Source organism: Caballeronia arvi, from assembly GCF_001544695.2.
Lineage (GTDB): Bacteria > Pseudomonadota > Gammaproteobacteria > Burkholderiales > Burkholderiaceae > Caballeronia > Caballeronia arvi.
This window is the reverse complement of sequence record NZ_FCOM02000017.1, coordinates 83460-108031: the sequence shown is the minus strand read 5'-3', so window position 1 is coordinate 108031 and position 24572 is coordinate 83460. Positions and strand designations below refer to the sequence as shown.

Sequence of the window (24572 nt, the reverse complement as noted above, 5' to 3'; positions counted from 1 at the left end):
TCAGTGCAGCTTCACCCGCGGCGCCAGCAGTCTGCCGAGACCATGCGCGGCGATGCCGAAGACCGTTCGACGCAAGCCCGACACGGCCATCAGATGCTTTCTATACAGCGCCGCATACATCAGCTTCGCGACGAACCCTTCAACGAAGAACTTTCCCGTGCTGGTGATACCGGCCACGCTGCCTACCGCCGTCGGCGAGCCCAGCGAAACCAGTGAGCCGTGGTCCTTGTACGTGAACGCGCCGACGGCCCGGCCTTCGATGCGCGCGTTCAGCGCCTTGCACAAGAACATCGCTTGCTGATGCGCGGCCTGAGCACGCGGAGGAACCAGCACATCGGCGGTCCATGCGCAGCTCGCGCAATCGCCGAGCGCGAAGATGTTCGCATCCGTTTCGCTCTGCAACGAACTCGTGACCCTGACCTGATTGACGTGATTCACGGCGAGACCATCGAGGGATGCAAGCACGGACGGCGCCTTGATGCCCGCCGCCCAGATCGTGATGTCGGCGGGAATCGATGCCCCGCCGGCGACGTCGACGCTATCCGGCCGCACGCTCGTCACCGACGTCGACACCCGCACCGAAATGCTCATCTTCTCGAGGATATCGCGCGTCGTATCGGACACGCGCCGGGGAAGCGCGGGCAACACGCGATCGCCGCGTTCGAGCAGCGTAATGCGCATCGCGGCACGCGGGCTGCCGGAAAGCAGCCTGAACTGCTTCAACGTGTGTTCCATGCGCCGCAGTTCCGCCGCGAGTTCGACACCCGTCGCGCCGCCACCGATGATGGCGATATCCACCGCCTCGTCCGCTTCGCTCGTGCCTTGCGCGTGCTTTCTCAGGCAGACCCGAAGCAGACGCTTGCGCAGATGCTCCGCCTGTTCGAGCGTATCGAGCGCGATGGCGTGTTCTTCCGCGCCCGGCACACCGAAGAAATGCGTGCGGCTGCCGAGCGCGAGCACCAGCGTGTCGTATTCGAGGTCGCGAGACGGCAGCACTTCGGCGTCACTGTCGTCGGATTCGAACATCGGACCGATCTTCAGGCGGCGGCTTTCGCGGTCGAGGCCGGTCATCTCGCCATGCACGAACGCGAAACCGTTCCAGTGCGAGTGGGCTGCATAAGCGATTTCGTGCGCGTGCGTATCGAGGCTGCCAGCCGCCACTTCGTGCAAAAGCGGCTTCCACACGTGCACGGCGCAACGATCGACCAGTGTCACGTGCGCGCGTCCCGCCTTGCCGAGCTTGTTGCCGAGGCGCGTCGCCAGCTCCAGTCCGCCGGCCCCGCCTCCCACGATGACGATGCGATGCATCTGCAGCCCTCCCGCTCAGTTGTAGCCCAGGATGGCCGCCGAAATGGCGTCCGCGCGTTCCGGAACATTGCCGGCCATGATGGCAACCGGTCCTTCCAGCAGCTTCGAATACGACGAGGCGCGCGCCTTGTCGACGGAACGCTTCGACGTGGAGAGATTGCCCTGGGACAAGGCTTGAAAGGAGAATGCGGCTTCGTCGATGAAAGGGTTCATGGTTCGAATGAGAACGTTCGTTAGGAAGTAAATGCCGTTGGAACGATTCTCATGGCACCATTAATGGCCGGCAAACGATATAAACACTCAACGTTGTGCGTAACAGGAAGGATGTGTGAGACGCAAAATACCGAGCATCGACGCCCTGATCGCGTTCGAGGCCGCAGCCCGGCACCTGAGCTTCACGCGCACCGCCGAAGAACTGTCGCTGACGCAGAGTGCGGTGGGCCGTCAGGTCGCGAGCCTGGAGGAATATCTCGGCACGCCGCTTTTCAACCGGCACAAACGGCGAATCAGCCTGACCGAAGCCGGCGAGATCTATGCGAAGCGGGTCCGTGAAAATCTCGAACGTCTAGAACGCGACACGCTCGCCGCGATGGCGCACCGTAACGCGGGCGGCATTCTGGAACTCGCGGTAATCCCCACCTTCGCCACGCGCTGGCTCATCCCGCGGCTCCCGGCGTTCTATGCGGAGCACGAAGACATCGTCGTCAACCTGACCACGCGGGCGGCGCCGTTTCTCTTCAAGGACACGCCTTTCGATGCCGCCATCCACTTCGGCGATCCGGTCTGGCCCGGTTCGGTGGCCAAGTATCTGTTCGGCGAGGAAATCACGGCGGTATGCAGTCCGCGCCTGCTCGCCGGGCGCAAGAAGCTCGCGCCTCGGGACGTCGCCGGCTTCACGCTGCTGCATCAGTCCGCGCGTCCCGACGCATGGCGGCAGTGGCTCGCTCAGGCAGCCGCGCATGACGTCGACAGCATGAAGGGCCAGCGATACGAACTCTTTTCGATGCTCGTCGAAGCCGCGAAAGCCGGTCTCGGCATCGCACTCGTGCCGCGCTTTCTCGTCGCGCACGAACTGCACACGCGCGAACTCGTGCGGCCGTTCGAGCTATCCCTGCCCAGCGACAAGGGGTATTACCTCGTCTATCCCGAGCGCAAGCAGAACTCGCCGTTGCTGCGGACCTTCGAGCACTGGCTGCTGGAAACCGCGCAGTCGTATATCGAAACCGAACGACGGACCGACCAGTGAGCGCCCATGTCATCGGAAAACCCATCATTCACGCGACGGCTCGAACAGGCCCGCCGCCTGCTCGCCCTCGCGCAGACAGGCTTGCATTACACGACCGGCATCTTCGACAAGGAACGCTACGACGAAATCGCGACGATCGCGCATGAGCAGATCGCGGAGATCGCCTCGATGGAAACGGGCAAGGTCGCCGAGCTCTTCGCATTCGAATCGGGCTATGCCAATCCGAAGCTCGATGTCAGATGCGCCGTGTTCAACGAGGCCGGACAGATTCTGCTCGTGCAGGAAGCGGCCGATGGACTGTGGTCGCTTCCCGGCGGCTGGGCCGACGTAGGTTTGTCGCCCGCGGAAAACGCCGCCAAGGAAGTGCGCGAGGAAAGCGGCTATACGGTCGAGATCGTGCGCCTGCTCGCAGCGTGGGATACGGCGAAGCATTGTCATCCGCCGTCGGTCTTTCATATCTGGAAGCTCGTCTTCCTCGGCAAGGTGCTTCATGCCGGCGAAAAGATCGGCGAGGAAACCGACGCCGTCGGATTCTTCAGTCTGAACGATCTGCCGGCGCTGTCGCTCGGCCGGATCATGCCCGGCCAGATTCGACGGCTGGATGAATTGCGACGCGGCGCCGACGTGGACTTCGACTGAAGCACAGCGGCGAACCCTGCCATCCGACCGGTGGTAATCTGTGAGGCGGTTCGCCGAATGCTTACCGAGGAGAAGCCCATGCCGGCACGCTCGATTGCGTCTTTGTCACTCTCGTTCGGACTCGTCTCGATACCCGTCAAGCTTTATTCGGCGACCGAGAGCGCATCGGATGTCCGCTTCAATCTGCTCGCGCCCGATGGCTCGCGGGTCAAACAGCAATACGTGTCCGACGCGACGGGCGAGCTCGTCGAACGGTCTGCCATGAAGAAGGGCTACGAGTTCGAGAAAGGCCGCTATGTCGTCTTCACCGGCGACGAACTGAAGGCTCTCGAAGAAGGCGCGAGTCATGTCGTCGAAATCGTCTCGTTCGTGCCCGAGAAATCCGTCGATCCGATCTTCTATGACAAGGCCTATTTCATCGCGCCCGACAAGCGCGGCGGCAAACCATATAGCCTGCTTCAGCAAGCGCTCGCGCAAAGCGGACGGTGCGCGCTGGCCAAATGGTCCTATAAGGGCAAGACGCGCGTCGTCCAGGTGCGCCCCGCCGATGACGGCATGGTCTTTCAACAACTCCTTTTCGCCGATGAAGTGCGTTCCCTCAAGGATCTGAACATCGAGCACGTGACGGTGTCGGACGCGGAACTGAAGCTCGCGCTTCAGATCATCGAGCAGGGCGCCGAAGACACCTACGATGCAGCCGCCTACGAAGACGAGGAGAAGAAGCGCGTCCTCGCCGCCATCGACCGGAAGATCGAGGGTAAGGAAATCATCTCGCCGGAAGCCGAAGAACCGGCTGCGGGCGGCGAAGTCATCGACCTGATGGATGCGTTGCGCGCGAGCCTCGCCAAGACCAGCGCGAAGCCGAAGGCCGCGTCGTCAAGCAGGCGCAAGACGGCGGTGGAAGCCGAGGAAGCCGTCGAGGTGCCGAAGGTCAGAAAGCCCGCCGCGCGGGCGCCGAAAGTGGCGGCCGAAGCGCCGGCCAGGACGCGCGCCCGCAAGTGATCGCTCACGATCTATCGCTGGCCAAGCTCGTGTCGATGCTGGGCGTGACGCGCCGGGTCGTCACCGGCCTGATCGATGCGGGCTTCGTCACGCCCGAACGCGGGCCGCGTAACGAACTGCGCTTCTCGTTTCAGGATGTCGTCCTGTTGCGCACGGCCTTGCGCCTGCGCGCCGCCGATGTTCCGCCGCGCAAGATCAGCCAGGCGCTTGCAAGATTGAAGTCGGACCTGCCGGACGAACTGCCGCTCTCCGGCTTGCGCGTGACGGCCGAGGGCGGCTCGGTCGTGGTGAAGACGGGACCATCGCAATGGGACGCCGTGACGGGTCAACTGCTGCTCGATTTCGAAGTCGCGGAGGTCAAGGGCAACGTCGTGCTGCTCGATGCGACGCCCGAGCGCAAGGAAGCGGCGGCGACGCAGGCCGGCGAATGGTATGAGCTTGGCGGACAACTCATGAAGACCGACGCGCGAGGCGCGGAGCGTGCGTATCGACGCGCGATCGAGTTGTCGCCCGAACCGCATTACGGCGCGTACGTCGATCTCGGCGCATTGCTATGCGAAGAGGAGCACCGTTGCGGCGACGCGCTGGCCGTGTTCGACGAAGCGCTCATTCACTTTCCGACCGATGCCGTGCTGCATTTCAACCGGGCTGTCGCGCTCGAAGGTATCGGTGAGATCGACGAAGCGGTGCAAAGTTATCGGCGCTGTCTCGAAGCCGATCCGGATTATGCGGACGCGCATCATAACCTTGCGATCCTGCTCGACAGGCGCGGAGACCGGCAAGGTCTCATCCGTCATCTGAATGCTTACCGGAAATTGAATAGCTGATCTTCATTGCGACGAGCCCGATAACGGCTTCGTCGCCATTTGACGCGTCAGGCCATGAACGGGACGGCGCACGGCCACATCGAACGGATTGATCTGCGGACCGATTGCCGCCGCCTGGCGTTTCAGCAATTCGACGACCATCGGCAAGCGGTCCTCGTTCAGACGCGTCGATAACGTGCCGACGCTCAACGCGCCGACCGCATGCCCCGAGCGATCCAGAATCGGCACCGCGACGCCCGCCATGCCATCGATCAATCCGCTGTTGCGCCCCGCATAACCTTGCGCGCGCACACGCTCGATCTCGGTGCGCAGATAGACTTCGTCGAACACGCCATAGTTATGCAGCCGCGGCACGTTGAAGCGAATGATTTCTTCGCGCTCCGATTCCGGCTGAAACGCGAGAATGGCGAGACTGCCCTGCCCCACCCCCAGCGCGACGCGCCCGCCCACATCGCCGGTGAACGAGCGGATCGGGAATGGGCCTTCGCACATGTCGAGGCAGACCGCATCGAAACTGCTTTTCACCAGCAGAAAGATGGTCTCGCCGAGGCTCGCGCACAAGCGCAGCAGCGCGGGCCGGCACAGCGCGCGCATCCGGCTCGGGTTGCCCGCCTGCGCGGCCAGCGAAAAGAAATCGACGCTCAGCCGATAACGCTTGCTGCCTTCATCCTGCTCGACGACGCCTTCCGCGATCAGCGCATGCAGGATCCGATGCACCGTCGCCTGCGTGAGTCCGACCGACTTCGCCAGCGCGGTCACGCGGCTGCCTTCCGCCTGATCGTCGCCGAGTGCGCGTATCACGGCGAATGCGCGTTGCAGCATGCCGACGCCGGGCGCATCCGGCGCGGCCGTTCCGTTTGCTTCGTCGGATGTCTTCATTCTCGCCTCGCTTATTTCATTCAACGGAATCGCCGCGGTGGCCTACGCGCATGCCGTTATTCGACCCGATTCGGCGACGCCGCGCAATCTAAGGGATAACCCATATCCCGTTCAGTGAAATAAAAATCTGAAGTTCTGATCTTCGATTCCATCAAACGGAATGCAACGATAGCTTTTAATCGTTCAATGGAATTTGAAATTGACGCGATGAAATATGGCTGGCTAGAGTCCCTACATCGAAAGCGGCGCGCAACGCGTCCAAAAGGGGCAGCCATGTCGTTTCTCACATTGACGGATCTGTCGAAGTCGTTCGGCGATCTGCACGCCGTCGCCGATGTGAATCTGTCGGTCGAGAAAGGCGAATTCGTGTCGCTGCTCGGACCGTCGGGCTGCGGCAAGACCACCACCTTGCAGATGATCGCGGGCTTCATCGAGGCGACGCACGGCCGCATCACGCTCGATGGCCGCGACATCACGCATATGCGGCCGAACCGGCGCGGCCTTGGCATCGTGTTTCAAAGCTATGCGCTCTTTCCGCACATGAGCGTGGAGCAGAACGTGAGCTTCGGCCTGGAGATGCGCGGCGTCGACAAGCGCGAACGCAGGGACCGCGTGAACGAAGCGCTGTCGCTCGTGCGGCTCGACAAGCTCGCGCAACGCTTTCCCCGCGAGCTGTCGGGCGGCCAGCGTCAGCGCGTGGCGCTCGCACGGGCCATCGTCATCGCGCCGCCCGTGCTTCTGCTCGACGAGCCGATGTCGAACCTCGACGCCAAGCTGCGCGAAGACATGCAGTTCGAATTGCGCGGCATTCAGCGCAAGATCGGCACGACGACGATCATGGTCACGCACGATCAGTCCGAAGCGCTGTCGATCAGCGATCGCGTCGTCGTGATGGAAGCGGGCCGCATCACGCAGGTCGATACGCCTTATCGCGCCTATGAGCGCCCGGAGACGAGCTTCGTGTCGCAGTTCATCGGCAAGGCGAACATGCTGCGCGGCACGATCGTCGCGCGTGACGGCGACGCCATTCGCATCGACCTCGGCCACGATCTCGCGGAAACCGGCTCGACCGCGCAACTGCCGGAGCGCGAGCGCGCGATCGGCGTCGGCGATGCGGTCACCGTCTGCATCCGTCCCGAGAAACTGAAGCTCGGCGCGGCAGGCAGCGGACGTTTGCCGGGCCGCGTGACGAGCCGCTTCTTCCTCGGCAGCCAGTGGCTTTATCGGCTCGACAGCCGTGCGGGCGAAATGCTCGTGTGCTGCCAGAATCACGGCGACGAACCGCTCGAAGAAGGCGCGCAGGTGGGCATCGACTGGAACACGGAATCGATCCGCTTCATCCAGCAGGAGGCCGCCCGTGGATAGCACGCTGCGCTCGTCCGAACCCGCCGCGACGGCACAAGCGAACGGCACGCGCCGCGCGCCGTGGCACGCTTATGTTCCCTTGTGGATGATGAGCGCGCCCGCGCTGCTGCTCTTCTCCGTGCTCGTGATCGTGCCGCTCGCGATGACGCTTGCGCTGACGTTCTATCGTTTCGATCCGTCGATGGGACCGGTCGCCGCCTTCGATCTGCATAACTATGCCGAAGTGCTCGGCTCGGAATACTTCCACACGATCTTTCTGCGCACGTTCGGCATCGCCGCGCTGGTCACGTTGCTATGCGTCGTGATCGGCACGCCCGAGGCCTACATCCTGTCGCGCATGGGCGATCCGTGGCGCTCCGTGTTTCTGCTCGTGATCCTCGCGCCGCTGCTCGTGTCGGTGGTCGTGCGCGCGTTCGGCTGGAGCATGCTGCTCAATGTGAACGGCCTCGTGAACCAGATGTTCGGCGCGTTCGGCATGGGTCCGTACAAGCTGCTCTATACGAACTTCGCGATCGTCATCGCGCTCGTGCATGTGATGCTGCCGTTCATGGTGATTCCGGTGTGGACCGCGTTGCAGCGTATCGATCCGCAGACGGAAAACGCGGCGCTCTCGCTGATGGCGTCGCCCGCCGTCACGCTGTGGCGCATCGTGCTGCCTCAACTCGTGCCGGGCATTCTGTCGGGCAGCCTGATGGTGTTCGGTCTTTCGGCGAGCGCCTTCGCGATTCCCGGCCTGCTCGGCGGCCGGCGTCTCAAGGTCGCGGCCACGACCGTCTACGACCAGTTCCTCAGTTCGATGAACTGGCCGCTCGGCGCGACCATCGCGCTCTTGCTGCTCATCGCGAATCTCGTGGTGATGCTTACTTACTATCGCGTGCTAGAGCGTCGCTATGCGCGCAGCATGGGCTAGCAAAATGCGCAAAAACGGTCCCCTCGCGCTGGCGTTCCACACGATCGTAATTCTGTTCGTGCTGGCACCGCTCGTCATCGTCGTGCTCGTCGCATTCACGCCCGAGGAAACGCTCACGCTGCCCACGCGCGGCCTCTCGCTGCGCTGGTTCCGCGCGATTCTCGATTATCCCGACTTCATCTCGGCATTCTTCAACAGCGTGAAGCTCGCGTTCGCATCGGCGACGCTGTCGCTCGTCATTGCCTTGCCGGCGGGACTCGCGATCGGCCGCGCGCGCTTTCCCGGACGCGGCTTCCTGAACGCGCTCCTGCTTTCGCCGCTCGTGATCCCCGGCCTCGTGCTCGGCATTGCGATGCTGCGCTTCTTCGCGATGATCGGCGCGACCGGCTCGTTCGCGTGGCTCGTCCTCGCGCACATGGTCATCATCACACCGTTCGTGATGCGGCTCGTGCTCGCGTCGGTGAGCGGCATGGACCGCAGCATCGAGCACGCCGCGGCATCGTTAGGCGCGAGCGCGTGGACCACGTTTCGCCGCGTCACCTTGCCGATGATCCTGCCCGGCATTACCGGCGGCTGGCTGCTCGCGTTCATCAACAGCTTCGATGAACTAACGATGTCGGTCTTCGTGACGTCGCCGCAAACGGTCACGCTGCCCGTGCGCATGTACATGTACGCGACCGAATCCATCGATCCGATGATGGCGTCCGTCTCCGCACTCGTGATCTTCATCACCGCGGGCGCGATGCTGATCCTCGATCGCGTGTACGGGCTCAACCGCATTCTGATCGGCCAGCACTGACATCACATCATGAGCACCGTTACGGTCAAATCCGCGCCGCAGTTCGTCCGTCTCGCCGACAAGGAACGCGCGCGCATCCCCTTCGTTCTCGATGGCGTTCCGGCGGAAGCGCTCGCGGGCGATACGCTGCTCACCGCGATTCTCATGCAGCAGCGTCATGTGCGTCATAGTGAATTCAGCGGCCAGCCGCGCGCGGGTTTCTGTCTGATCGGCGCGTGTCAGGACTGCTGGGTGCGCGATGAAAACGGCAAGCGCATGCGCGCATGCTCGACGCGCGTCGAAGCGAACATGCGCGTCGTCACGGAGGACGCGCGATGAACGGCGCGCATCGTGTGGTGATCGTCGGTGCGGGGCCAGCGGGCGTTCGCGCGGCCGAGACGCTCGTCGCGACGGGTGTGCGTCCTGTCGTGATCGATGAAAGCGCGCGCTGGGGCGGGCAGATCTATCGGCAGCCGCCCGCCGATGCCGGGTTCGATCGCAGCAAATCGACGCTCTACGGCTTCGAAGCGAAGAAGGCCGAAGCCGTGCACGACACGATGGCGAAGCTGCTGCCGCAGATCGACTATCGCCCCGACACGCTCGCGTGGGCCTGCGAGCCAAACCGTCTCGACACGCTGCACGCGGGCCGCGAAACCAGCGTGCCGTTCACGCATCTGATCATCGCGAGCGGCGCGACCGATCGCATCGTGCCGCTGCCCGGCTGGACGCTCGCGGGCGTCTACACGCTCGGCGGCGCACAGGTCGCGCTGAAGGCGCAAGGCTGCGCGATCGGTTCGCGCGTCGTGCTCGCAGGCACGGGTCCGTTGCTGTACCTGGTCGCGTATCAATACGTGAAGGCAGGCGCGCAGGTCGTGGCCGTGCTCGATACGAGTCCGCTTTCGCGTCAGGCCGCCGCCGCGCCGCGCATGCTGAATCAGCCTTCGACGTTCGCGAAAGGCCTGTATTACGTCGGATGGCTGCATGCGCGCGGCGTGCGCATCGAACGCGGCGTGACGCTCGATCGAATCGATGGCGACGATGCCGTGAGCGGCATTCGCTGGCGCACGCAGCGCGGCGACATGCGCGCGCTCGATTGCGATGCCGTCGGCATGGGCTTCGGCCTCAGGCCCGAAACGCAGCTTGCCGATCTCGCCGGTTGCAACTTTCATTTCGACGCGCTGAACCGTTGCTGGATACCCGAGCGCGATGCGGCCGGCCGCAGCTCCGTGCGCCATGTCTACCTCGCGGGCGATGGCGCGGGCATCGCCGGCGCGGACGCGGCCGAACTCGCCGGACGGCGCGCCGCGCTCGCGCTGCTCGAAGACATCGGCGTCGCTTGGAATCAACATCACGCGGCGAAGCTCGAACACGAACTCGGGCGCATCGCGGCCTTTCGCGCGGGCATCGAGCATGCGTTCGCGCCGCCCGACAACGCAGCGCAAAGCTGGCCGGACGATCTCGTCGTCTGCCGCTGCGAGGAAGTCACCGCGGGCACGATGCGCGCGTGCATCCGTAGCGGTCTCGCCACGGAGGTCAATCGGCTCAAAGCGCTCACGCGCATCGGCATGGGCCGCTGTCAGGGCCGCATGTGCGGCGAATCCGCGATCGCGCTGCTGTGCGCCGAAACCGGCAAGCCGCCCGCCGCTGTCGGACGACTGCGCAGCCAGGCGCCCATCAAACCGATTCCGATCACGCCGATGCTCTACGACGACGGCGTGCAAGTGCAGCCCGAGGAAGCCCACGATGAGTGACGCGCGACCGGGTGTGTGTCATTACGATGTCGTTATCGCGGGCGGCGGGCTCGTCGGTTCGTCGGCGGCGCTCGCGCTCGCGTCGAAAGGCCTGCGCGTCGCGCTTGTCGAACGGCGCTTCTGCGGCGCGCAGGCGAGCGGCGTGAACTACGGCGGCGTGCGCACGCAGGGACGCAGCGCGGAGCAACTGCCGCTCGCGGTGCGCGCGCGGCGCGTGTATGCGCGATTGCCGGAACTCATCGGCATCGACGGCGAATTCGTCGTGTCGGGGCATCTGCGGCTCGCGCGGCGCGAAGCCGATCTCGACGTGCTCGATCAATGGTCCGCGATGGCGCGCGAACACGGCGTGCAATCGCAGGTCATGCGCGGCGCGGAATTTCGCAGGCGCTATCCGTGGCTCGGCCCCGCGGCGATCGGCGGCTCGCTCTGCCCGTCCGATGGCCACGCCAATCCGCGTCTCGTGTCGTCGGGCTTCGCGCATGCAGCGCGACGCGCGGGCGCCGACGTGCGCGAGCAAACCGAGCTGAGCGATATCGTCTTCGACGGCACGCGCTTTCAGATGCGCGCGGGCGACGAGCTTATCAGTTCGGACTGGCTCATCAACAGCGCGGGCGCGTGGGCGAACCGCATCGCAGGCAGCTTCGGCGAAAGCGTGCCGATGAAAGCCATCTATCCGAACATGTGGGTGACCGAGCCGCTGCCGCTTTTCATCGGCCATAGTCTCGGCGTGGTGGGCGGCGGCATCTACGCGCGCCAGGTCGAGCGCGGCAACTGCGTGATCGGCGGCGGGCGCGGACATGGAGACGGCGAGTACGCGCAGCCATCGACGGCCACGACGCGCGCCGTCATGCGCGATGCATGCGCGCTCCTGCCCGCCTTGCGCGATGCACTGCTCATCCGCACATGGAGCGGCGTCGAAGGCGAGACGCCCGACAGCAATCCGGTGATCGGCCTGAGCCACACGACGCCGCGTCTTCTGCACGCATTCGGTTTTTCGGGCGGCGGCTTTCTGCTCGCGCCCGGCGTCGGCGAAGTGCTCGCCGATCTCGTCACGCAAGGCGAAACCGCCACGCCGATCGAAGCCTTTTCGATCGCGCGGTTCAGCCACATGCCTCTTTCCGCCACTCAACTGCCATAACAAGGACAAACACGATGAAGCTGTCCCGCACACTCGCTTCGCTTGCTGCGCTCGTCGCACTCGGCGTCACGTCGTCCGCGTGGTCGCAGAGCAAAACCATCTATATCGGCATGAACGGCGGGCCGATGGAAAAGGCCTATACGAGCGGCGTTCTGCCCGACTTCGAGAAGGCCAACAACGTGAAGGTGGTCGTGGTACCGGGCACGTCGTCGGATGTGCTCGCCAAGCTGCTCGCGAACCGCAACAGCCCGCAGATTCACGTCGCGTTTCTCGATGACGGCGTGATGGCCCGCGCCGTCAGCATGGGGGTATGCCAGAAGCTCGACGATGCGCCCGTGCTCAAGGAGCTTTATCCGTTCGCGCGCCTCAAAGACGACATGGGCGCGGGCGTGCAGCTCGGCATGACGGGGATCGGCTACAACACGAAGCTCTTCAAGGAAAAGGGCTGGGCGCCGCCGACCTCGTGGATGGACTTCGCCGATCCGAAGTACAAGGGCAAGGTGGTGTTCCAGTCGGCATCGAGCAGCACCTTCGGCCTGCACGGCTTCCTCGCGATCAATCGTCTGCTCGGCGGAAGCGAGGAGAACGTCGAGCCGGGCTTCAGCAAATGGGCGACGACGGTTGGCCCGAATGTCGTCGAATACATTCCGAACTCGGCCAAGCTCTCGGAGATGATCACGACGGGCGAAGCCGGCCTCTTCCCGCTCACGCCGACCGCCGTCGGCGATCTGAAGGACAAAGGCTTGCCGGTCGCGTATGTCGCGCCGAAGGAAGGCGCGGTGCTGCTGCTCGTCGATCTGTGCGTGGTGAAGAACAATCCCGACCCGGCGCTCGCGCAGAAGCTCGCGCAATTCCTGCTGTCCGCGCCCGCGCAGACGAAGGCGGCCGAAGCGGGCAAGCAGATTCCCACCAACTCGCAGGCGAAGATGACGCCCGAGATGGAGAAGAATCTCGGCGACCTCAATGCGCTCGTGAAGAAAGTGACCGTCGTGGACTGGGACACGATCAACGCGAATCGCGCGCAGTGGGACAAGCGCTGGAACCAGCAGATCGAGAAGTAAATCGAGTCGTTGAGCGGCGGCGCTTTCAGCGCTCCAGTTGCTCGATGATGTCGTCGGGGATATCGAGTTCATCGAGGCTTCCCCGGCGGCCCGGAATGTGCATGCCGCATTGCGCGAGCCGCTCGATGTGCGTCTGCAGCCGTGTGCCGAAGCCGGCCGCCGCGTCCCATGCGACGACGCAAAGACCCACCGACGGCGACTGCCCGCCCTGCACGAACGAAGGCGCATCGAGCGACCAGTTCGCGCCGGTCAGGCCTGCCGCCAGGACTTCGACCATCAACGCGATGTTGGCCCCGCGCGCGCCGCCGAACGCGAGCAATGCGCCGTTCAGCGCTTCGCGCGAGTCGGTGGTGGGCTCGCCCGCGCCGTCGAGCGCCCAGCCTTCGGGAATCGCTTCGCCCGCTTGCGCCGCGTGTCTCACGTTGACGAACGCGGTCGCGCTCGATGCCTGATCGAAGACGAGCGGCCCGCCGTTTTCCAGCGGCGCGGCGAAGGACAGAGGATTGGTGCCGAGGATCGGCTTGCGGCTTTCGGCGGTCGTCATCAGCGCCGGCGCGTTCGACACGGCCATCGCCAGCAGTCCGCGCCCGGCAAGCCGCCGTGTGTAATAACCGAGCTCGCCGGCCGTATAGCTGCCGTGCTGCTGGAAGGTCGCGACGCCATGCGCTTTCGCGCGCGCCATCAGTTCTTCGAACGCCAGATCGAACCCCAGTTGCGCGATGCCCTGCTGCGCATCGACGCGAATCAGGGCAGGCGCGGGATACGTGACGACGGGCGTCGCCTTCCCGTCGATGCGGCCCTCGGCGAACGCGTGCAGATAGTCGATCAGATGAGCGAATCCGACCGTCTTCTTGCCCGCACGTTCCGCGGACACGACGGCCTTCGCGAGCGAATCCGCGACGTCCTCACGCGCGCCTGCCCGCATGGCGGCACGGCGCGCGAGCTCATGCGCCTCGTCGGGGCTGAATCGCATGCCGCGCCCGGCTCACAGATCCTTCACGAGACGCAGCGCGTCATAGATCGCGGCGTGCGTGTTGCGCGCCGACACCGCATCGCCGATACGGAAAAGCTGGAAGCGTCCGTCGGGATTCGTTTGCGGCGTCTGCGGCTTGCCGTCGATGAGCTCGTCGTAGTTCACCGCGCCGAGATTCTTCGAGAGCGGCTTGAGCTCGAAGTACAGCTCGTCCATCGGAATCGTGCCGTGATTGACGACGATCTGATCGTAGCGCTGCTCCTTCGTCACGCCGCCGTAGTCGCTGCCGATCGTCGCGACGAGGTCCTTGCCTTCGCGCCGCACCGATTCGAGCCGGAATGTCACCGTGAACGTCGTTGCGAGCTTTTGCAGCGAGCGCATGTAAGGCACGAGATTCATGCTCATCACTTCGGGCGAGAACGTGCGGTCGGGCGTCATCACCTCGACCTTGCCGCCCGCCTGCGCGATGGTTTCGGCGGCCTGCAGCGCGGCGTGATCGCCGGCATCGTCGAAGATCAGCGCATTGGCGCCGGGTTTCACGTCGCCGGAAATGATGTCCCATGAAGAGACGACGAGCTCGTTGCCTGACGTGCACACCTCCGTATGCGGCATGCCGCCGGTCGCGACGATCACCACATCGGGATTCTCCGCGAGCACCGTATCGGTGTCCGCCCACGTATTGAACTTGAAGCGCACGCCAAGCTTTTCGCACTGCGCCATGCGCCATTCGACGATGCCGATCATCTCCTTGCGGCGCGGGTTCAATGCGGTCAGGCGGATCTGGCCGCCAGGATCGTTCATCGCTTCGAGCACGACGACGTCATGCCCGCGCTCGCCCGCCACGCGCGCGGCTTCGAGACCCGCGGGCCCCGCGCCGACGATGACGATCCTGCGCTTGATCGCGGCCGGCTTGATGGTCTGCGGCATTTCGAGCTCGCGGCCCGTCGCGGCGTTATGGATGCACAGCGCCATGCCGCCCTGATAGATGCGATCGAGACAATAGTTCGCGCCGACGCAGGGGCGGATATCGTCCTCCCGGCGCTCGATGATCTTGCGCACGATATGCGGATCGGTCATGTGCGCGCGCGTCATGCCGACCATGTCGATCTTGCCCGATTCGATCGCATGGCGCGCCGTGGCGACGTCCTGAATGCGCGCGGCGTGGAACGTGGGAAAGTCCGTCGCCTGGCGGATCTCGCCCGCGAAGTCGAGATGCGGGGCGCTCTTCATCCCCATGATCGGGATGGCGTCGGTCAGTCCGGCGTCGGTGTCCAGATGCCCGCGCACCACGTTCAGGAAATCGACGAGCCCGCTGTTCTTCAGGCGCTTCGAGATCTCGATGCCCTCTTCCTTCGTGATGCCGCCCACGAGCGTTTCATCGGCGGTATAGCGGATGCCGAGCAGAAAGCGCTCGCCGACGCGCTCGCGCATCGCGCGCAGGACGTCGAACGTGAAACGCATGCGATTCTCGAGCGAGCCGCCGTACGGACCTTCGAGCGTGTTCGTGAGCGGCGACCAGAACTGGTCGTTCAGATGGCCGTACGCTTCGATTTCGAGCCCGTCGAGCCCGGCGGCTTTCATGCGCTCGGCCGCGTCCGCGAAGTCACGGACGATGCGCTCGATATCCCAGTCCTCCATCTTCTTCGGAAACGCGCGATGCGACGCCTCGCGATTGTGCGACGGCGACACCGCGGGCAGCCAGTCGCCCTTGTCCCAGCGCGTGCGGCGGCCGAGATGGGTCAGCTGGATCATCACCTTCGCGCCATGCTCGTGACACTCGTCGACGAGATCCTTCATCCACGGCACCACTTCATCCTTGTACACGAGGATGTTGTTGAAGACCGGCGGACTGTCCTTGGACGTCGCCGCGGACCCGGCTGTCATCGTCAACGCGATACCAGCCTTGGCCCGCTCGACGTGGTAAGCGCGGTAACGCTCCTTCGGCATGCCGTCCTCGGCGTAAGCCGGTTCATGCGATGTCGTCATGATCCGGTTGCGGAACGTCAGATGTTTCAGCGTATAGGGCTGCAGCAGCGGATCCGTGGACATGGTGCCTCTTCGGAGCGAGTGAGGAAAATTCGGCGTTGTGAATCAAGATTAGAAGCACTGTACACAGGTGTCAAGTAGGGAAACAATGGTGTACAGTGGATGAACACGAACGCATGCCTGACGAGGGAAAACCCGAAATGGACGAGACGCTGGACGTGGTGCGCGGTTCAGCCGACATGTGGCTGGAGGCGGCGTATGAAAGCCTGCTCGAAGGCGGCCTGGAAGCGGTCCGCATCCTTCCGCTGGCGAAGAAGCTGAACCTGTCGCGAACGAGTTTCTACTGGTTCTTCAAGGATCGCGAAGAACTGCTTTCCGCTCTGCTCGACCGATGGAAACAGAAGAACACGGGCAACTGGATCGAACGTACGGAAGCCTACGCGGACAGCGTGTGCGAGGCGATGTTGAACGTCTTCGATTGCTGGTTCGACGAGACGATCTTCGATTCGCGCTTCGACGCCGCGATGCGAAGCTGGGCGCAGCAATCGCCGGAAATCGCGGAGCATATGGCGCGAGACGATGCGCAACGCATCGAGGCGCTCACGGCTCTGTTCACGCGCTTCGGTTATGAAGCGCGCGCCGCGGACGTCCGCGCGCGCGTGGCGTATTTCACGCAAGCGGGCTATGTGTCGACGAAGAGCGAAGAGGACATGGGCGTCCGGATGTTGCGGATTCCGGAATATGTCGAGGTCTTTACCGGCGTGCGGCCGAAGAAGCATGAATTGCAGCGGTTTTATGCGCGGCGGGGTTTCCAGTTTCAATAGATGATCGACGCCGATCCTCGCGTCAGGCGCCTTCGGCCAGCAAATCCCGCATCGCATTAAGCGCCGCCGAAAAGTGCCCCTTGCGCCAGACCAGCAGCGTGTCGATCTGGCCGAGCACGCCCATCGGATGCAGATCGACTTCATCGCCCAGGCGCGCCAGTTCGAGCACCGAGCGCGGCGCGACCGCGACGCCCGCGCCCGCCGCCACGCACGCGACGATCGCATGATACGAACCCAGCTCCAGCACGCGCGCCGGCCTGATCTTCTGCCGCTCGTACCAGCGCATCGCGTATGAGCGGTACGCGCAGCCGCGCTCGAACGCAACCAGCGTCAGCCCGGCCGCATCGTCGGCCATCGCGGTGGGATTCCGCCCGCGCGGCGTGATCAGCGCCAGTTCTTCTCTAAACACCGGCACGGATTCGAACTGCTCAGCGGGCAGTGCGTCCGGCTCGATGGGGCGCGCGATCACCGCCGCGTCGATTTCGAACGCGCGCACGCTGTCGATGAGCGCACGCGTCACGCCCGTCGCCAGTTCCAGCGTCACCTGCGGCCAGCGCTGGTGATACGTCGCCAGCACGCGCGGCAGACGGCTCGCCGCCGTGCTCTCCATCGTGCCGAGACGCAGCCGCCCCTGCGGACGGTTCTCGCTGACCGCGTGACGCGCTTCTTCGGCGAGCGCGAGCAGGCGTTCCGCATACGGCAGAAGCGTTTCGCCCGCGGGCGTCAGCACGAGACGGCGGCCATCGCGAATGAAGAGGTCCGTGCCGAGCGTTTCCTCCAGTTGACGGATGCGCGTCGTCACGTTCGACTGCACGCGATTGAGCTTGGCCGCCGCGCGCGTCACGCCGTTCTCGCGCACGACCGCCCGGAAAATCGTCAGCGCTGCAAGATCCATGATCTTTTCCGAAGATGCATCGAATCTCGATTATTCATTTTTCAAGATGATGCGGTCAAGCTACGATCGTTCCATTGCGCTTCTATGATCCATTTATGGCTTCGCCCGCCCACGCTTCCTCGCTGCCCGCTCATCACGCGCGAAACGCCGCGCTCGCGTGCGCCGTCGTGCTCGCGGTGGCGCTCGGCGTCGGGCGATTCGCGTTCACGCCGCTCCTGCCGCTGATGCTGAAAAGCGGCGCGCTCGATATCCGTCACGGCGGCTGGCTCGCATCGGCGAACTACGCCGGCTATCTGATCGGCGCGCTGTCGTGCGCGGCGATTCGCGTCGATCACGCGCGCATGGTGCGGCTCGCGCTGGCAGCGACGATCCTGCTGACGCTCGCGATGGGCGTCGTCGATCTCTTCTGGCTGTGGGCCGCGATCCGCTTCGCGGCGGGTGTCGGGAGCGCGTGGGCGTTCGTGTTCGCCTCGCAATGGGGCTTGCGACGGCTCGCGGAACTCGACGCGCACGGCCTCGGCGGCGTGATCTACGCGGGGCCGGGCGTGGGCATCGTCGCGACGGGGCTGCTGGGCGCCGTCGCCGCCGCGCTCGACGTGCCCGCGCCATCGGTGTGGATCGGCTTCGCGCTGTGCTCGGGCGTGGCGGGCGTCATCGTATGGAAGGCTTTCGCGCACCGGGCACCGGCGGCGCGTAGCCAGGCGCGTTCCGCCGACAACACGCCGCCCGCCTCGACGCGCGCCGATTCCATCGGGCTCGTCGGCCTCTACAGTCTCGCGGGATTCGGCTACATCATCACCGCGACGTTTCTGCCCGTGATCGCGCGGCAGGCGTTGCCGGGCTCGCCGTGGCCCGACCTGTTCTGGCCGGCGTTCGGTCTCGCGCTGATCGCAGGCGCGCTGATCGCCGCGCGGCTGCCGCTGTCGTGGGACAACCGGCTGCTGTCGGCGGCGTGCTATGTCATTCAGGCGCTCGGCATCTGTCTCGGCATCGTGTTTCCGACCGCGCTCGGCTTCGGGCTCGGCAGCCTGCTGCTGGGCTTGCCGTTCACCGCCATCACCTTGTTCGCGATGCGCGAAGCGCGCCGTTTGCGCGGCGAGGCCGCCGCCGGCCTGATGGGTTACGCGACCGCGGCCTATGGCCTCGGGCAGATCGTCGGACCATTGGTCGCCGCGCCGATCGCGGAGCACACCGGATCGTTCTCCATCGCGTTATGGATCGCCGTGGCGGCGCTCGCGCTGGGCGCGGCGGGACTGGCCTGGCTCGGTATGCGCGGCACGCTGCATGCTGCAAAGCGCGCATGAACCTTCCCTTCTACACGGTCGGCCATTCGACCCGCACGGTCGAAGAACTGGCGACGCTGCTGCACACGGCAGCGGTGGAGGTGATCGTCGATATCCGCACCGTGCCGAAATCCCGAACGAATCCGCAGTTCAACGCGGACACCTTGCCCGCGAGCCTCGAACCTCATCGAATCGGATACGAGCGCATCAAGGAACTCGGCGGGCTTCGCGCCAAGTCGAAAGACATCGCGCCCGATGTGAATGGCTTCTGGGAGAACCAGAGCTTTCACAATTACGCGGACTACGCGCTCTCGGCTTCCTTTCGCGAAGGCCTCGAACAACTGATCGAGCTCGGACGCAAAAAACGCTGCGCCGTGATGTGCTCGGAAGCGGTCTGGTGGCGCTGTCATAGGCGCATCGTCGCGGACTATCTGCTTGCCCGCGGCGAGACCGTGTTTCATCTCATGGGCGATGACCGCATCGAAGAAGCGCATCTGACGCAGGGCGCGTCCGTCCTGTCTCCCGACGCCGTTCACTATCCATAGCAGGATCGTCCTATCCGCGCGATGGCGTGCGTGTCAAAGTAAGCGGCATTCTCTGACGTGGAGCATGCCGTGTCCCCCGCCGAAACATCCACTCTTCTCTATCGCCCTTTTACCGCCGACGATATCCCCGCGGCGCACGCGTTATCGGTCGAAGTGAAATGGCCGCATCGCGCCGATGACTGGCGCTTCGTCCACGATGCCGGCGCGGGCTTCGTCGCGCAGGACGGCGATCGTGTCGTCGGCACCGCGCTTTTCTGGACGTTCGGCGAGAACGGCGGATCGCTCGGCATGGTGATCGTCGCGCCGGATTGCCAGGGCAAGGGCATCGGCCGCACGCTGATGGAACTGCTGCTCGGAGCGCTCGGCGAACGCACTACCGTGCTGCACGCGACGCCCGCCGGCGAGCCGCTTTACGCGAAGCTCGGCTTCACGCGCATCGGTGCGATACATCAGCATCAATCCGCCGATTTCACCGTGCCGCGCATCGACTTGCAGCGCGGCGAGCATATTCGCGCGATCGAACCGCGCGACACTGAAACGCTCGTCGCGCTTGCATCGCGCGCGAGCGGATTCGACAGAAGCGTGCTGCTGCGTTCGCTGCTGAACGTCGCGCAAGGCGTCGTGCTCGAACGCGATGGAGAAGCGCTCGGCTTCGCGCTCATGCGCGAATTCGGGCGCGGCCATGCGATCGGCCCGGTGGTCTCCGTCACCGACGATGGACAGCACGTGCGCCGCGCGCAAGCGCTCATCGCGCACTGGCTCGGGCGCAACGAAGGCGGGTTCACGCGCATCGACACGCCGGACGAAAGCGGTCTCGCGGACTGGCTCGAACGCGTCGGGCTGAAGCGCGTCGATACGGTCATCAAGATGGCTCGCAACGGTGCGCCATCGCGCGATGCATCCGTCGCGCAATTCGCGATCATCAATCAGGCACTCGGCTAAGCGAATGACGATCCTCTATAAAGCCAATCCCGAACGCGGCAGGCAGTGGGCGCAGTTCTTCGCGGAGAAAGCGCCGGACGTGCCGTTCCGTTTATGGCCCGATATCGGCGATCCCGCCGCCGTGCGCTATCTCGCCGCGTGGGAACCGCCCGCCGATGTCACGCAAACCTTTCCCAATCTCGAAGTGATCTTCTCGACGGGCGCGGGCATCGATCAGTTCGATCTCTCGGGCGTGCCGCCGCATATCGCCGTGGTGCGGATGACGGAGCCGGGCATCGTTGAAGGCATGGTCGAGTACGTGACGCAATCGGTGCTCACGATTCATCGCGATCTCTTCGATTACGCCGCGCTGCAACGCGAACGCGTATGGCGCGAAATGCCCGTGCGCGCCGCATCGACGCGCCGCGTTGGCGTGCTCGGCCTCGGCATGCTCGGCACCGCCGTATTGAAGACGCTGAAACTGTTCGGCTTTCGTTGCGCGGGCTGGAGCCGTTCTGCGCACGAGATAGAAGGCGTCGAATGTTTCGCGGGCGCCGATTCTTTCGATGCCTTTCTCGCCCGCACCGATATCCTCGTGTGCCTGTTGCCGCTCACGGACGCGACGCGCGGTCTCATCGACAAGCGCGTATTCGACAGGCTGCCGAGAGGCGCATCGTTCATCAACGTGGGACGCGGCCCGCACGTCGTTCAGCCGGATCTGCTCGACGCGTTGAACAGCGGCCATCTTCATGCCGCGATTCTCGATGTCACCGATCCCGAGCCTTTGCCCCGCGAGCATGCTTTCTGGACACATCCGCGCGTCCGTCTGACGCCGCATATCGCGAGCGCGACGCGTCCGGAAACCGCCGTCGATGTGGTGCTGGACAACCTGCGCCGCCATCGCGCGGGCCTGCCGCTGATCGGCGCGATCGACCGCACGCGCGGCTACTGAAGCCAGCGCACGGCGTGCGCAGCACAAAATGCTGCGCACGCCCCGAAAAAAGCGCATTTGCTCTCTTTGACGATTTTTTTGGCGATGCGCGCGTTGGGGCTTCGCGGCTAGTATGAAACGGTCAAGAGCCATTCCGACCCCTTCGCGAAGAGAGAGCCGCATCATGCCGAACCAATCGCTTGTCGAGTCCGACCGCAAACATCTGATCCACCCCGTCGTCAGCTATCGCGCGCATGAGGCGCGTGGCGTCACCGTGCTCGATTCCGCCGATGGCGTGTTCCTGCGCGATATCGAAGGCAAGGAACTGCTCGACGCATTCTCGGGCCTGTGGTGCGTGAACACGGGTTATGGCCACGCGAGCATCGTCGAGGCCGCCGCGAAGCAGATGGCGAAGCTGCCCTACGCGACCGGCTATTTCCACTTCGGCTCCGAGCCCGCGATCGAACTGGCCGCGAAGCTCGCCGAGCTCGCGCCCGCATCGCTGCAACACGTGTACTTCACGCTCGGCGGCTCGGATGCCGTCGATTCGGCGCTGCGCTTCATCACGCACTACTACAACGCGACCGGCCGTCCTTCGAAGAAGCATTTCATCGCGCTGCAACGCGGCTATCACGGTTCGTCGTCGATCGGCGCGGGGCTGACTGCGTTGCCCGCGTTCCATCGCAACTTCGATCTGCCGCTGCCGACGCAGCATCACATTCCGTCGCCGTATGCGTATCGCAACGACTACGCCGACGACGCCGCATTGATCGCGGCTTCCGTGCAAGCGCTCGAAGCGAAGGTCGCGGAGCTGGGCGCGGACAATGTCGCGGCCTTCTTCTGCGAGCCGATTCAAGGCTCGGGCGGCGTGATCGTGCCGCCCGCAGGCTGGTTGAAGGCGATGCGCGAAGCATGCCGCAAGCTCGACATTCTCTTCGTCGCCGATGAAGTCATCACGGGCTTCGGCCGCACCGGTCCCCTGTTCGCGTGCGAAGGCGAAGGCGTCGAGCCGGATCTGATGACGGTCGCCAAGGGCCTCACCGCGGGCTATGCGCCGATGGGCGCGGTCCTCATGTCCGATGCGGTCTATCAGGGCATCAAGGATGGCGGTGACATGTCCGCTCCCGTCGGTCATGGTCACACGTACTCGGCGCATCCGGTGAGTGCGGCCATCGGCCTCGAAGTCATGCGGCTCTATCACGAAGGCGGCCTGCTCGCGAACGGCCAGGCGCGGGCGCCGCGTTTCGCGCAAGGGCTCGATGCATTGCTCGCGCATCCGCTCGTCGGCGATTCGCGTCATCGCGGCTTGCTCGGCGCGCTCGAACTCGTCGCCGATAAAGACAGCAAGCGCGGCTTCGATGCAGCGCTGAAACTGCCGGATCGCATCGCGGCAGCAGCCTATGGCAACGGCCTCGTGTTTCGCGCTTTCGGCGATAACATTCTCGGCTTCGCGCCGGCGCTCTGCTATACCGAAGCCAACTTCGACATGCTGTTCGAGCGCCTCACGAAAACGCTCGACGATGTTCTCGCGCAAAGCGAGGTGCGCGACGCATTGAAGGGCGGATCGGGCTTCAGTTCGCGCGCGGCTGCGTGATAACATCGACCGACCGCCGACATGCGAGACCAACCCCGCCGCGATGAGCAACGACAGCAAGCTGGACCGAATCGATCTGCGTATCCTCTCGCAATTGCAGAAGCGCGGGCGCATCACCAACGTGGAGCTCGCCGATGCGGTCGGTCTGTCGCCCAGCCCTTGCCTGATTCGCGTGAAGCGGCTGGAAAAGGCGGGTTATATCGTAGGTTATGGCGCGCAGATTCAGCTCGAAAAGCTCGGCGACGTGCAAGTGGTTTTCACGGAAGTCACCCTCGCGGATCATCGCCGCGAGGACTTCATCAACTTCGTGAATGCCGTGAAGGATGTCGACGAGATCGTCGAATGTCATCTGGCGAGCGGCGGTTACGACTATCTGCTCAAGTTCGTCACGCGCAGCGTGAGTCATTACCAAAGCATCATCGAAGGGCTGCTGGAGCGCGGTATCGGCATCGAGAAGTACTTCAGCTACGTCATCATCAAGACGTCGTTCGTGAAGACGCATTACCCGCTCGAAACGCTCTTCTCGCAGAACCATCACTGAGGCGCCCGCCTCTAACTTATTTTGTTCGAACGCACGCTCGCGCTTATTTGCACGCGCGTGCTTTTTCACGTCGATAACTCGTCTATAACTTCACGCGGAGTAGCACATGTCCAGCACCTATCGTATTGCCGTGATCCCCGGCGACGGCATCGGCAAGGAAGTGATGCCCGAAGCATTGCGCGCGCTCGATGCCGTCAGCAAGCGTTTCGATATCGCGCTCGAGTACCAGCATATCGAGTGGGCAAGCTGCGACTACTACGCGCAGCATGGCCAGATGATGCCGGACGACTGGAAAGCCCAACTGCAGGACGCCGATGCGATTCTGTTCGGCGCAGTGGGCTGGCCCGATACCGTTCCGGACCATATCTCGCTGTGGGGCTCGCTGCTGAAGTTTCGCCGCGAGTTCGATCAATACATCAATCTGCGTCCGGCGCGCCTGTTCGATGGCGTGCCTTCGCCGCTTGCGAATCGCAAGGCGGGCGATATCGACTTCATGATCGTGCGCGAGAACACCGAAGGCGAGTATTCGGCGGTGGGCGGCGTATCGTTCGAAGGCACCGAGCGCGAGTTCGTCTCGCAGACTTCGATCTTCACGCGCCACGGCGCGGAACGCGTGCTGAAGTTCGCATTCGATCTCGCGCAAAAGCGCGAGAAGAAAATCACCGTCGCGACGAAGAGCAATGGCATTTCGATCAGCATGCCGTGGTGGGATGCGCGCGCTGCCGAAATCGCCGGGCAATATCCCGAGATCAAATGGGACAAGCAGCACATCGACATTCTGTGCGCGCGCTTCGTGCTGAATCCGGATCGCTTCGATGTGGTCGTCGCAACCAATCTTTTCGGCGACATTCTTTCGGATCTCGGCCCCGCATGCACGGGCACGATCGGCATTGCACCATCGGCGAACATGAATCCGGAGCGCAACTTCCCGTCGCTGTTCGAGCCGGTGCATGGATCGGCGCCGGATATCGCGGGCAAGGGCATTGCCAATCCGGTCGCGATGATCTGGTCCGCCGCGATGATGCTCGATTTTCTCGGCGAGCGCGAAGCGCATGACGCGATGCTGTCCGCGATCTCCGCAGTGTTGAAGGAAGGCCCGCATACCGGCGATCTCGGCGGCAAGGCGAACACCGCGGAAGTCGGCGCGGCCATCGCGCAATTGCTCGCCTGATTTA

At 64.2% G+C, this 24572-nt stretch carries 25 protein-coding genes; 19 read left to right on the top strand and 6 right to left on the bottom strand.

Going from position 1 to position 24572, the window contains the following annotated elements; translation table 11 throughout:
- Together AWB74_RS20360 and AWB74_RS20355 are read right to left on the bottom strand one after the other, a co-directional pair.
- Complete coding sequence (locus AWB74_RS20360; protein WP_061148530.1) at positions 1–1308, bottom strand: NAD(P)/FAD-dependent oxidoreductase; 1308 nt, start codon at positions 1306–1308, stop codon at positions 1–3.
- Positions 1309–1323: 15 nt separating this feature from the next.
- Positions 1324–1521 carry a hypothetical protein gene (locus AWB74_RS20355; protein WP_061148529.1) on the bottom strand — a complete coding sequence of 66 codons (198 nt, stop codon included), beginning with the start codon at positions 1519–1521 and terminating at the stop codon, positions 1324–1326.
- Between the two features lie 115 nt (positions 1522–1636).
- Here AWB74_RS20355 and AWB74_RS20350 point away from each other — a divergent pair, with 115 nt between their 5' ends.
- From AWB74_RS20350 to AWB74_RS20335, 4 genes are all read left to right on the top strand, one after another.
- Entirely contained in the window at positions 1637–2554 is a 918-nt protein-coding gene (locus tag AWB74_RS20350; RefSeq protein WP_061148528.1) for a LysR substrate-binding domain-containing protein, read from the top strand.
- Positions 2555–2560: 6 nt separating this feature from the next.
- Entirely contained in the window at positions 2561–3193 is a 633-nt protein-coding gene (locus AWB74_RS20345) for an NUDIX hydrolase (RefSeq protein ID WP_061148527.1), read from the top strand.
- A 78-nt stretch (positions 3194–3271) separates the two neighbouring features.
- The gene (ku, locus tag AWB74_RS20340; RefSeq protein ID WP_061148571.1) at positions 3272–4195 is read left to right on the top strand and encodes a non-homologous end joining protein Ku; all 924 of its coding nucleotides are present in this window, start codon (positions 3272–3274) and stop codon (positions 4193–4195) included.
- Complete coding sequence (locus AWB74_RS20335; RefSeq protein WP_327362155.1) at positions 4192–5022, top strand: tetratricopeptide repeat protein; 831 nt, start codon at positions 4192–4194, stop codon at positions 5020–5022. Before ku ends, AWB74_RS20335 begins: the two co-directional genes overlap by 4 nt.
- Positions 5023–5025: 3 nt before the next feature.
- On the opposite strand, the gene AWB74_RS20330 is transcribed toward AWB74_RS20335, so the two are convergent.
- A complete protein-coding gene (locus AWB74_RS20330; protein ID WP_061148526.1) occupies positions 5026–5901 on the bottom strand; it encodes an IclR family transcriptional regulator in 876 nt (291 codons plus the stop codon).
- Positions 5902–6174: 273 nt separating this feature from the next.
- On the opposite strand from AWB74_RS20330, the gene AWB74_RS20325 reads away from it, so the two are divergent.
- From AWB74_RS20325 to AWB74_RS20295, 7 genes are read left to right on the top strand one after another with little or no spacing between them, the layout of a single operon-like run.
- Complete coding sequence (locus AWB74_RS20325; protein ID WP_061148525.1) at positions 6175–7266, top strand: ABC transporter ATP-binding protein; 1092 nt, start codon at positions 6175–6177, stop codon at positions 7264–7266.
- Positions 7259–8176, top strand: a complete 918-nt coding sequence (locus AWB74_RS20320) for an ABC transporter permease (protein ID WP_061148524.1) — start codon at positions 7259–7261, stop codon at positions 8174–8176. The genes AWB74_RS20325 and AWB74_RS20320 overlap by 8 nt, the downstream gene beginning before the upstream one ends.
- Before the next feature lie 4 nt (positions 8177–8180).
- Positions 8181–8975, top strand: coding sequence for an ABC transporter permease (locus AWB74_RS20315; protein WP_061148570.1), 795 nt, complete (start codon positions 8181–8183; stop codon positions 8973–8975).
- Between the two features lie 9 nt (positions 8976–8984).
- Complete coding sequence (locus AWB74_RS20310; RefSeq protein ID WP_061148523.1) at positions 8985–9293, top strand: (2Fe-2S)-binding protein; 309 nt, start codon at positions 8985–8987, stop codon at positions 9291–9293.
- Complete coding sequence (locus tag AWB74_RS20305; RefSeq protein WP_061148522.1) at positions 9290–10705, top strand: FAD/NAD(P)-dependent oxidoreductase; 1416 nt, start codon at positions 9290–9292, stop codon at positions 10703–10705. Before AWB74_RS20310 ends, AWB74_RS20305 begins: the two co-directional genes overlap by 4 nt.
- Positions 10698–11843, top strand: a complete 1146-nt coding sequence (locus tag AWB74_RS20300; protein ID WP_061148521.1) for an NAD(P)/FAD-dependent oxidoreductase — start codon at positions 10698–10700, stop codon at positions 11841–11843. Before AWB74_RS20305 ends, AWB74_RS20300 begins: the two co-directional genes overlap by 8 nt.
- A gap of 14 nt (positions 11844–11857) precedes the next feature.
- Complete coding sequence (locus AWB74_RS20295) at positions 11858–12904, top strand: ABC transporter substrate-binding protein (RefSeq protein ID WP_061148520.1); 1047 nt, start codon at positions 11858–11860, stop codon at positions 12902–12904.
- 25 nt (positions 12905–12929) lie between these two features.
- Here the strand turns inward: AWB74_RS20295 and AWB74_RS20290 are convergent, their stop codons facing one another.
- Together AWB74_RS20290 and AWB74_RS20285 are read right to left on the bottom strand one after the other, a co-directional pair.
- Positions 12930–13877 (bottom strand): Ldh family oxidoreductase, encoded by a 948-nt coding sequence (locus tag AWB74_RS20290; RefSeq protein ID WP_061148519.1) that lies wholly within the window; start codon positions 13875–13877, stop codon positions 12930–12932.
- 12 nt (positions 13878–13889) lie between these two features.
- A complete protein-coding gene (locus tag AWB74_RS20285; protein ID WP_061148518.1) occupies positions 13890–15926 on the bottom strand; it encodes an NADH:flavin oxidoreductase in 2037 nt (678 codons plus the stop codon).
- A gap of 137 nt (positions 15927–16063) precedes the next feature.
- Between AWB74_RS20285 and AWB74_RS20280 the strand changes: the two genes are divergently transcribed.
- Positions 16064–16687, top strand: a complete 624-nt coding sequence (locus AWB74_RS20280) for a TetR/AcrR family transcriptional regulator (RefSeq protein WP_061148569.1) — start codon at positions 16064–16066, stop codon at positions 16685–16687.
- Positions 16688–16709: 22 nt separating this feature from the next.
- On the opposite strand, the gene AWB74_RS20275 is transcribed toward AWB74_RS20280, so the two are convergent.
- Positions 16710–17582 (bottom strand): LysR substrate-binding domain-containing protein, encoded by an 873-nt coding sequence (locus tag AWB74_RS20275; RefSeq protein ID WP_061148517.1) that lies wholly within the window; start codon positions 17580–17582, stop codon positions 16710–16712.
- Between the two features lie 95 nt (positions 17583–17677).
- Between AWB74_RS20275 and AWB74_RS20270 the strand changes: the two genes are divergently transcribed.
- From AWB74_RS20270 to AWB74_RS20240, 7 genes are all read left to right on the top strand, one after another.
- The gene (locus AWB74_RS20270) at positions 17678–18886 is read left to right on the top strand and encodes a YbfB/YjiJ family MFS transporter (RefSeq protein WP_061148516.1); all 1209 of its coding nucleotides are present in this window, start codon (positions 17678–17680) and stop codon (positions 18884–18886) included.
- Positions 18883–19410: a DUF488 domain-containing protein gene (locus AWB74_RS20265; protein WP_061148515.1), complete on the top strand. Its 528-nt coding sequence runs from the start codon at positions 18883–18885 to the stop codon at positions 19408–19410. Before AWB74_RS20270 ends, AWB74_RS20265 begins: the two co-directional genes overlap by 4 nt.
- Before the next feature lie 69 nt (positions 19411–19479).
- The gene (locus AWB74_RS20260) at positions 19480–20352 is read left to right on the top strand and encodes a GNAT family N-acetyltransferase (RefSeq protein ID WP_087039119.1); all 873 of its coding nucleotides are present in this window, start codon (positions 19480–19482) and stop codon (positions 20350–20352) included.
- A 4-nt stretch (positions 20353–20356) separates the two neighbouring features.
- The gene (locus AWB74_RS20255) at positions 20357–21283 is read left to right on the top strand and encodes a 2-hydroxyacid dehydrogenase (protein ID WP_061148513.1); all 927 of its coding nucleotides are present in this window, start codon (positions 20357–20359) and stop codon (positions 21281–21283) included.
- 163 nt (positions 21284–21446) lie between these two features.
- Entirely contained in the window at positions 21447–22856 is a 1410-nt protein-coding gene (locus AWB74_RS20250; protein WP_061148512.1) for an aspartate aminotransferase family protein, read from the top strand.
- Between the two features lie 43 nt (positions 22857–22899).
- Complete coding sequence (locus tag AWB74_RS20245) at positions 22900–23397, top strand: Lrp/AsnC family transcriptional regulator (protein WP_061125287.1); 498 nt, start codon at positions 22900–22902, stop codon at positions 23395–23397.
- 106 nt (positions 23398–23503) lie between these two features.
- The gene (locus tag AWB74_RS20240) at positions 23504–24568 is read left to right on the top strand and encodes a tartrate dehydrogenase (protein WP_061148511.1); all 1065 of its coding nucleotides are present in this window, start codon (positions 23504–23506) and stop codon (positions 24566–24568) included.
- Positions 24569–24572 lie beyond the last annotated feature (4 nt).

What these genes read in the sequence shown, in the direction of transcription:
- AWB74_RS20360 (WP_061148530.1), bottom strand. Translation starts at nt 1,308, where the DNA reads ATGCATCGCATCGTCATCGTGGGAGGCGGGGCCGGCGGACTGGAGCTG.
- AWB74_RS20355 (WP_061148529.1), bottom strand. Translation starts at nt 1,521, where the DNA reads ATGAACCCTTTCATCGACGAAGCCGCATTCTCCTTTCAAGCCTTGTCC.
- AWB74_RS20345 (WP_061148527.1), top strand. Translation starts at nt 2,561, where the DNA reads ATGTCATCGGAAAACCCATCATTCACGCGACGGCTCGAACAGGCCCGC.
- ku (WP_061148571.1), top strand. Translation starts at nt 3,272, where the DNA reads ATGCCGGCACGCTCGATTGCGTCTTTGTCACTCTCGTTCGGACTCGTC.
- AWB74_RS20330 (WP_061148526.1), bottom strand. Translation starts at nt 5,901, where the DNA reads ATGAAGACATCCGACGAAGCAAACGGAACGGCCGCGCCGGATGCGCCC.
- AWB74_RS20325 (WP_061148525.1), top strand. Translation starts at nt 6,175, where the DNA reads ATGTCGTTTCTCACATTGACGGATCTGTCGAAGTCGTTCGGCGATCTG.
- AWB74_RS20315 (WP_061148570.1), top strand. Translation starts at nt 8,181, where the DNA reads ATGCGCAAAAACGGTCCCCTCGCGCTGGCGTTCCACACGATCGTAATT.
- AWB74_RS20310 (WP_061148523.1), top strand. Translation starts at nt 8,985, where the DNA reads ATGAGCACCGTTACGGTCAAATCCGCGCCGCAGTTCGTCCGTCTCGCC.
- AWB74_RS20305 (WP_061148522.1), top strand. Translation starts at nt 9,290, where the DNA reads ATGAACGGCGCGCATCGTGTGGTGATCGTCGGTGCGGGGCCAGCGGGC.
- AWB74_RS20300 (WP_061148521.1), top strand. Translation starts at nt 10,698, where the DNA reads ATGAGTGACGCGCGACCGGGTGTGTGTCATTACGATGTCGTTATCGCG.
- AWB74_RS20295 (WP_061148520.1), top strand. Translation starts at nt 11,858, where the DNA reads ATGAAGCTGTCCCGCACACTCGCTTCGCTTGCTGCGCTCGTCGCACTC.
- AWB74_RS20290 (WP_061148519.1), bottom strand. Translation starts at nt 13,877, where the DNA reads ATGCGATTCAGCCCCGACGAGGCGCATGAGCTCGCGCGCCGTGCCGCC.
- AWB74_RS20285 (WP_061148518.1), bottom strand. Translation starts at nt 15,926, where the DNA reads ATGTCCACGGATCCGCTGCTGCAGCCCTATACGCTGAAACATCTGACG.
- AWB74_RS20280 (WP_061148569.1), top strand. Translation starts at nt 16,064, where the DNA reads ATGGACGAGACGCTGGACGTGGTGCGCGGTTCAGCCGACATGTGGCTG.
- AWB74_RS20275 (WP_061148517.1), bottom strand. Translation starts at nt 17,582, where the DNA reads ATGGATCTTGCAGCGCTGACGATTTTCCGGGCGGTCGTGCGCGAGAAC.
- AWB74_RS20270 (WP_061148516.1), top strand. Translation starts at nt 17,678, where the DNA reads ATGGCTTCGCCCGCCCACGCTTCCTCGCTGCCCGCTCATCACGCGCGA.
- AWB74_RS20265 (WP_061148515.1), top strand. Translation starts at nt 18,883, where the DNA reads ATGAACCTTCCCTTCTACACGGTCGGCCATTCGACCCGCACGGTCGAA.
- AWB74_RS20255 (WP_061148513.1), top strand. Translation starts at nt 20,357, where the DNA reads ATGACGATCCTCTATAAAGCCAATCCCGAACGCGGCAGGCAGTGGGCG.
- AWB74_RS20250 (WP_061148512.1), top strand. Translation starts at nt 21,447, where the DNA reads ATGCCGAACCAATCGCTTGTCGAGTCCGACCGCAAACATCTGATCCAC.
- AWB74_RS20245 (WP_061125287.1), top strand. Translation starts at nt 22,900, where the DNA reads ATGAGCAACGACAGCAAGCTGGACCGAATCGATCTGCGTATCCTCTCG.
- AWB74_RS20240 (WP_061148511.1), top strand. Translation starts at nt 23,504, where the DNA reads ATGTCCAGCACCTATCGTATTGCCGTGATCCCCGGCGACGGCATCGGC.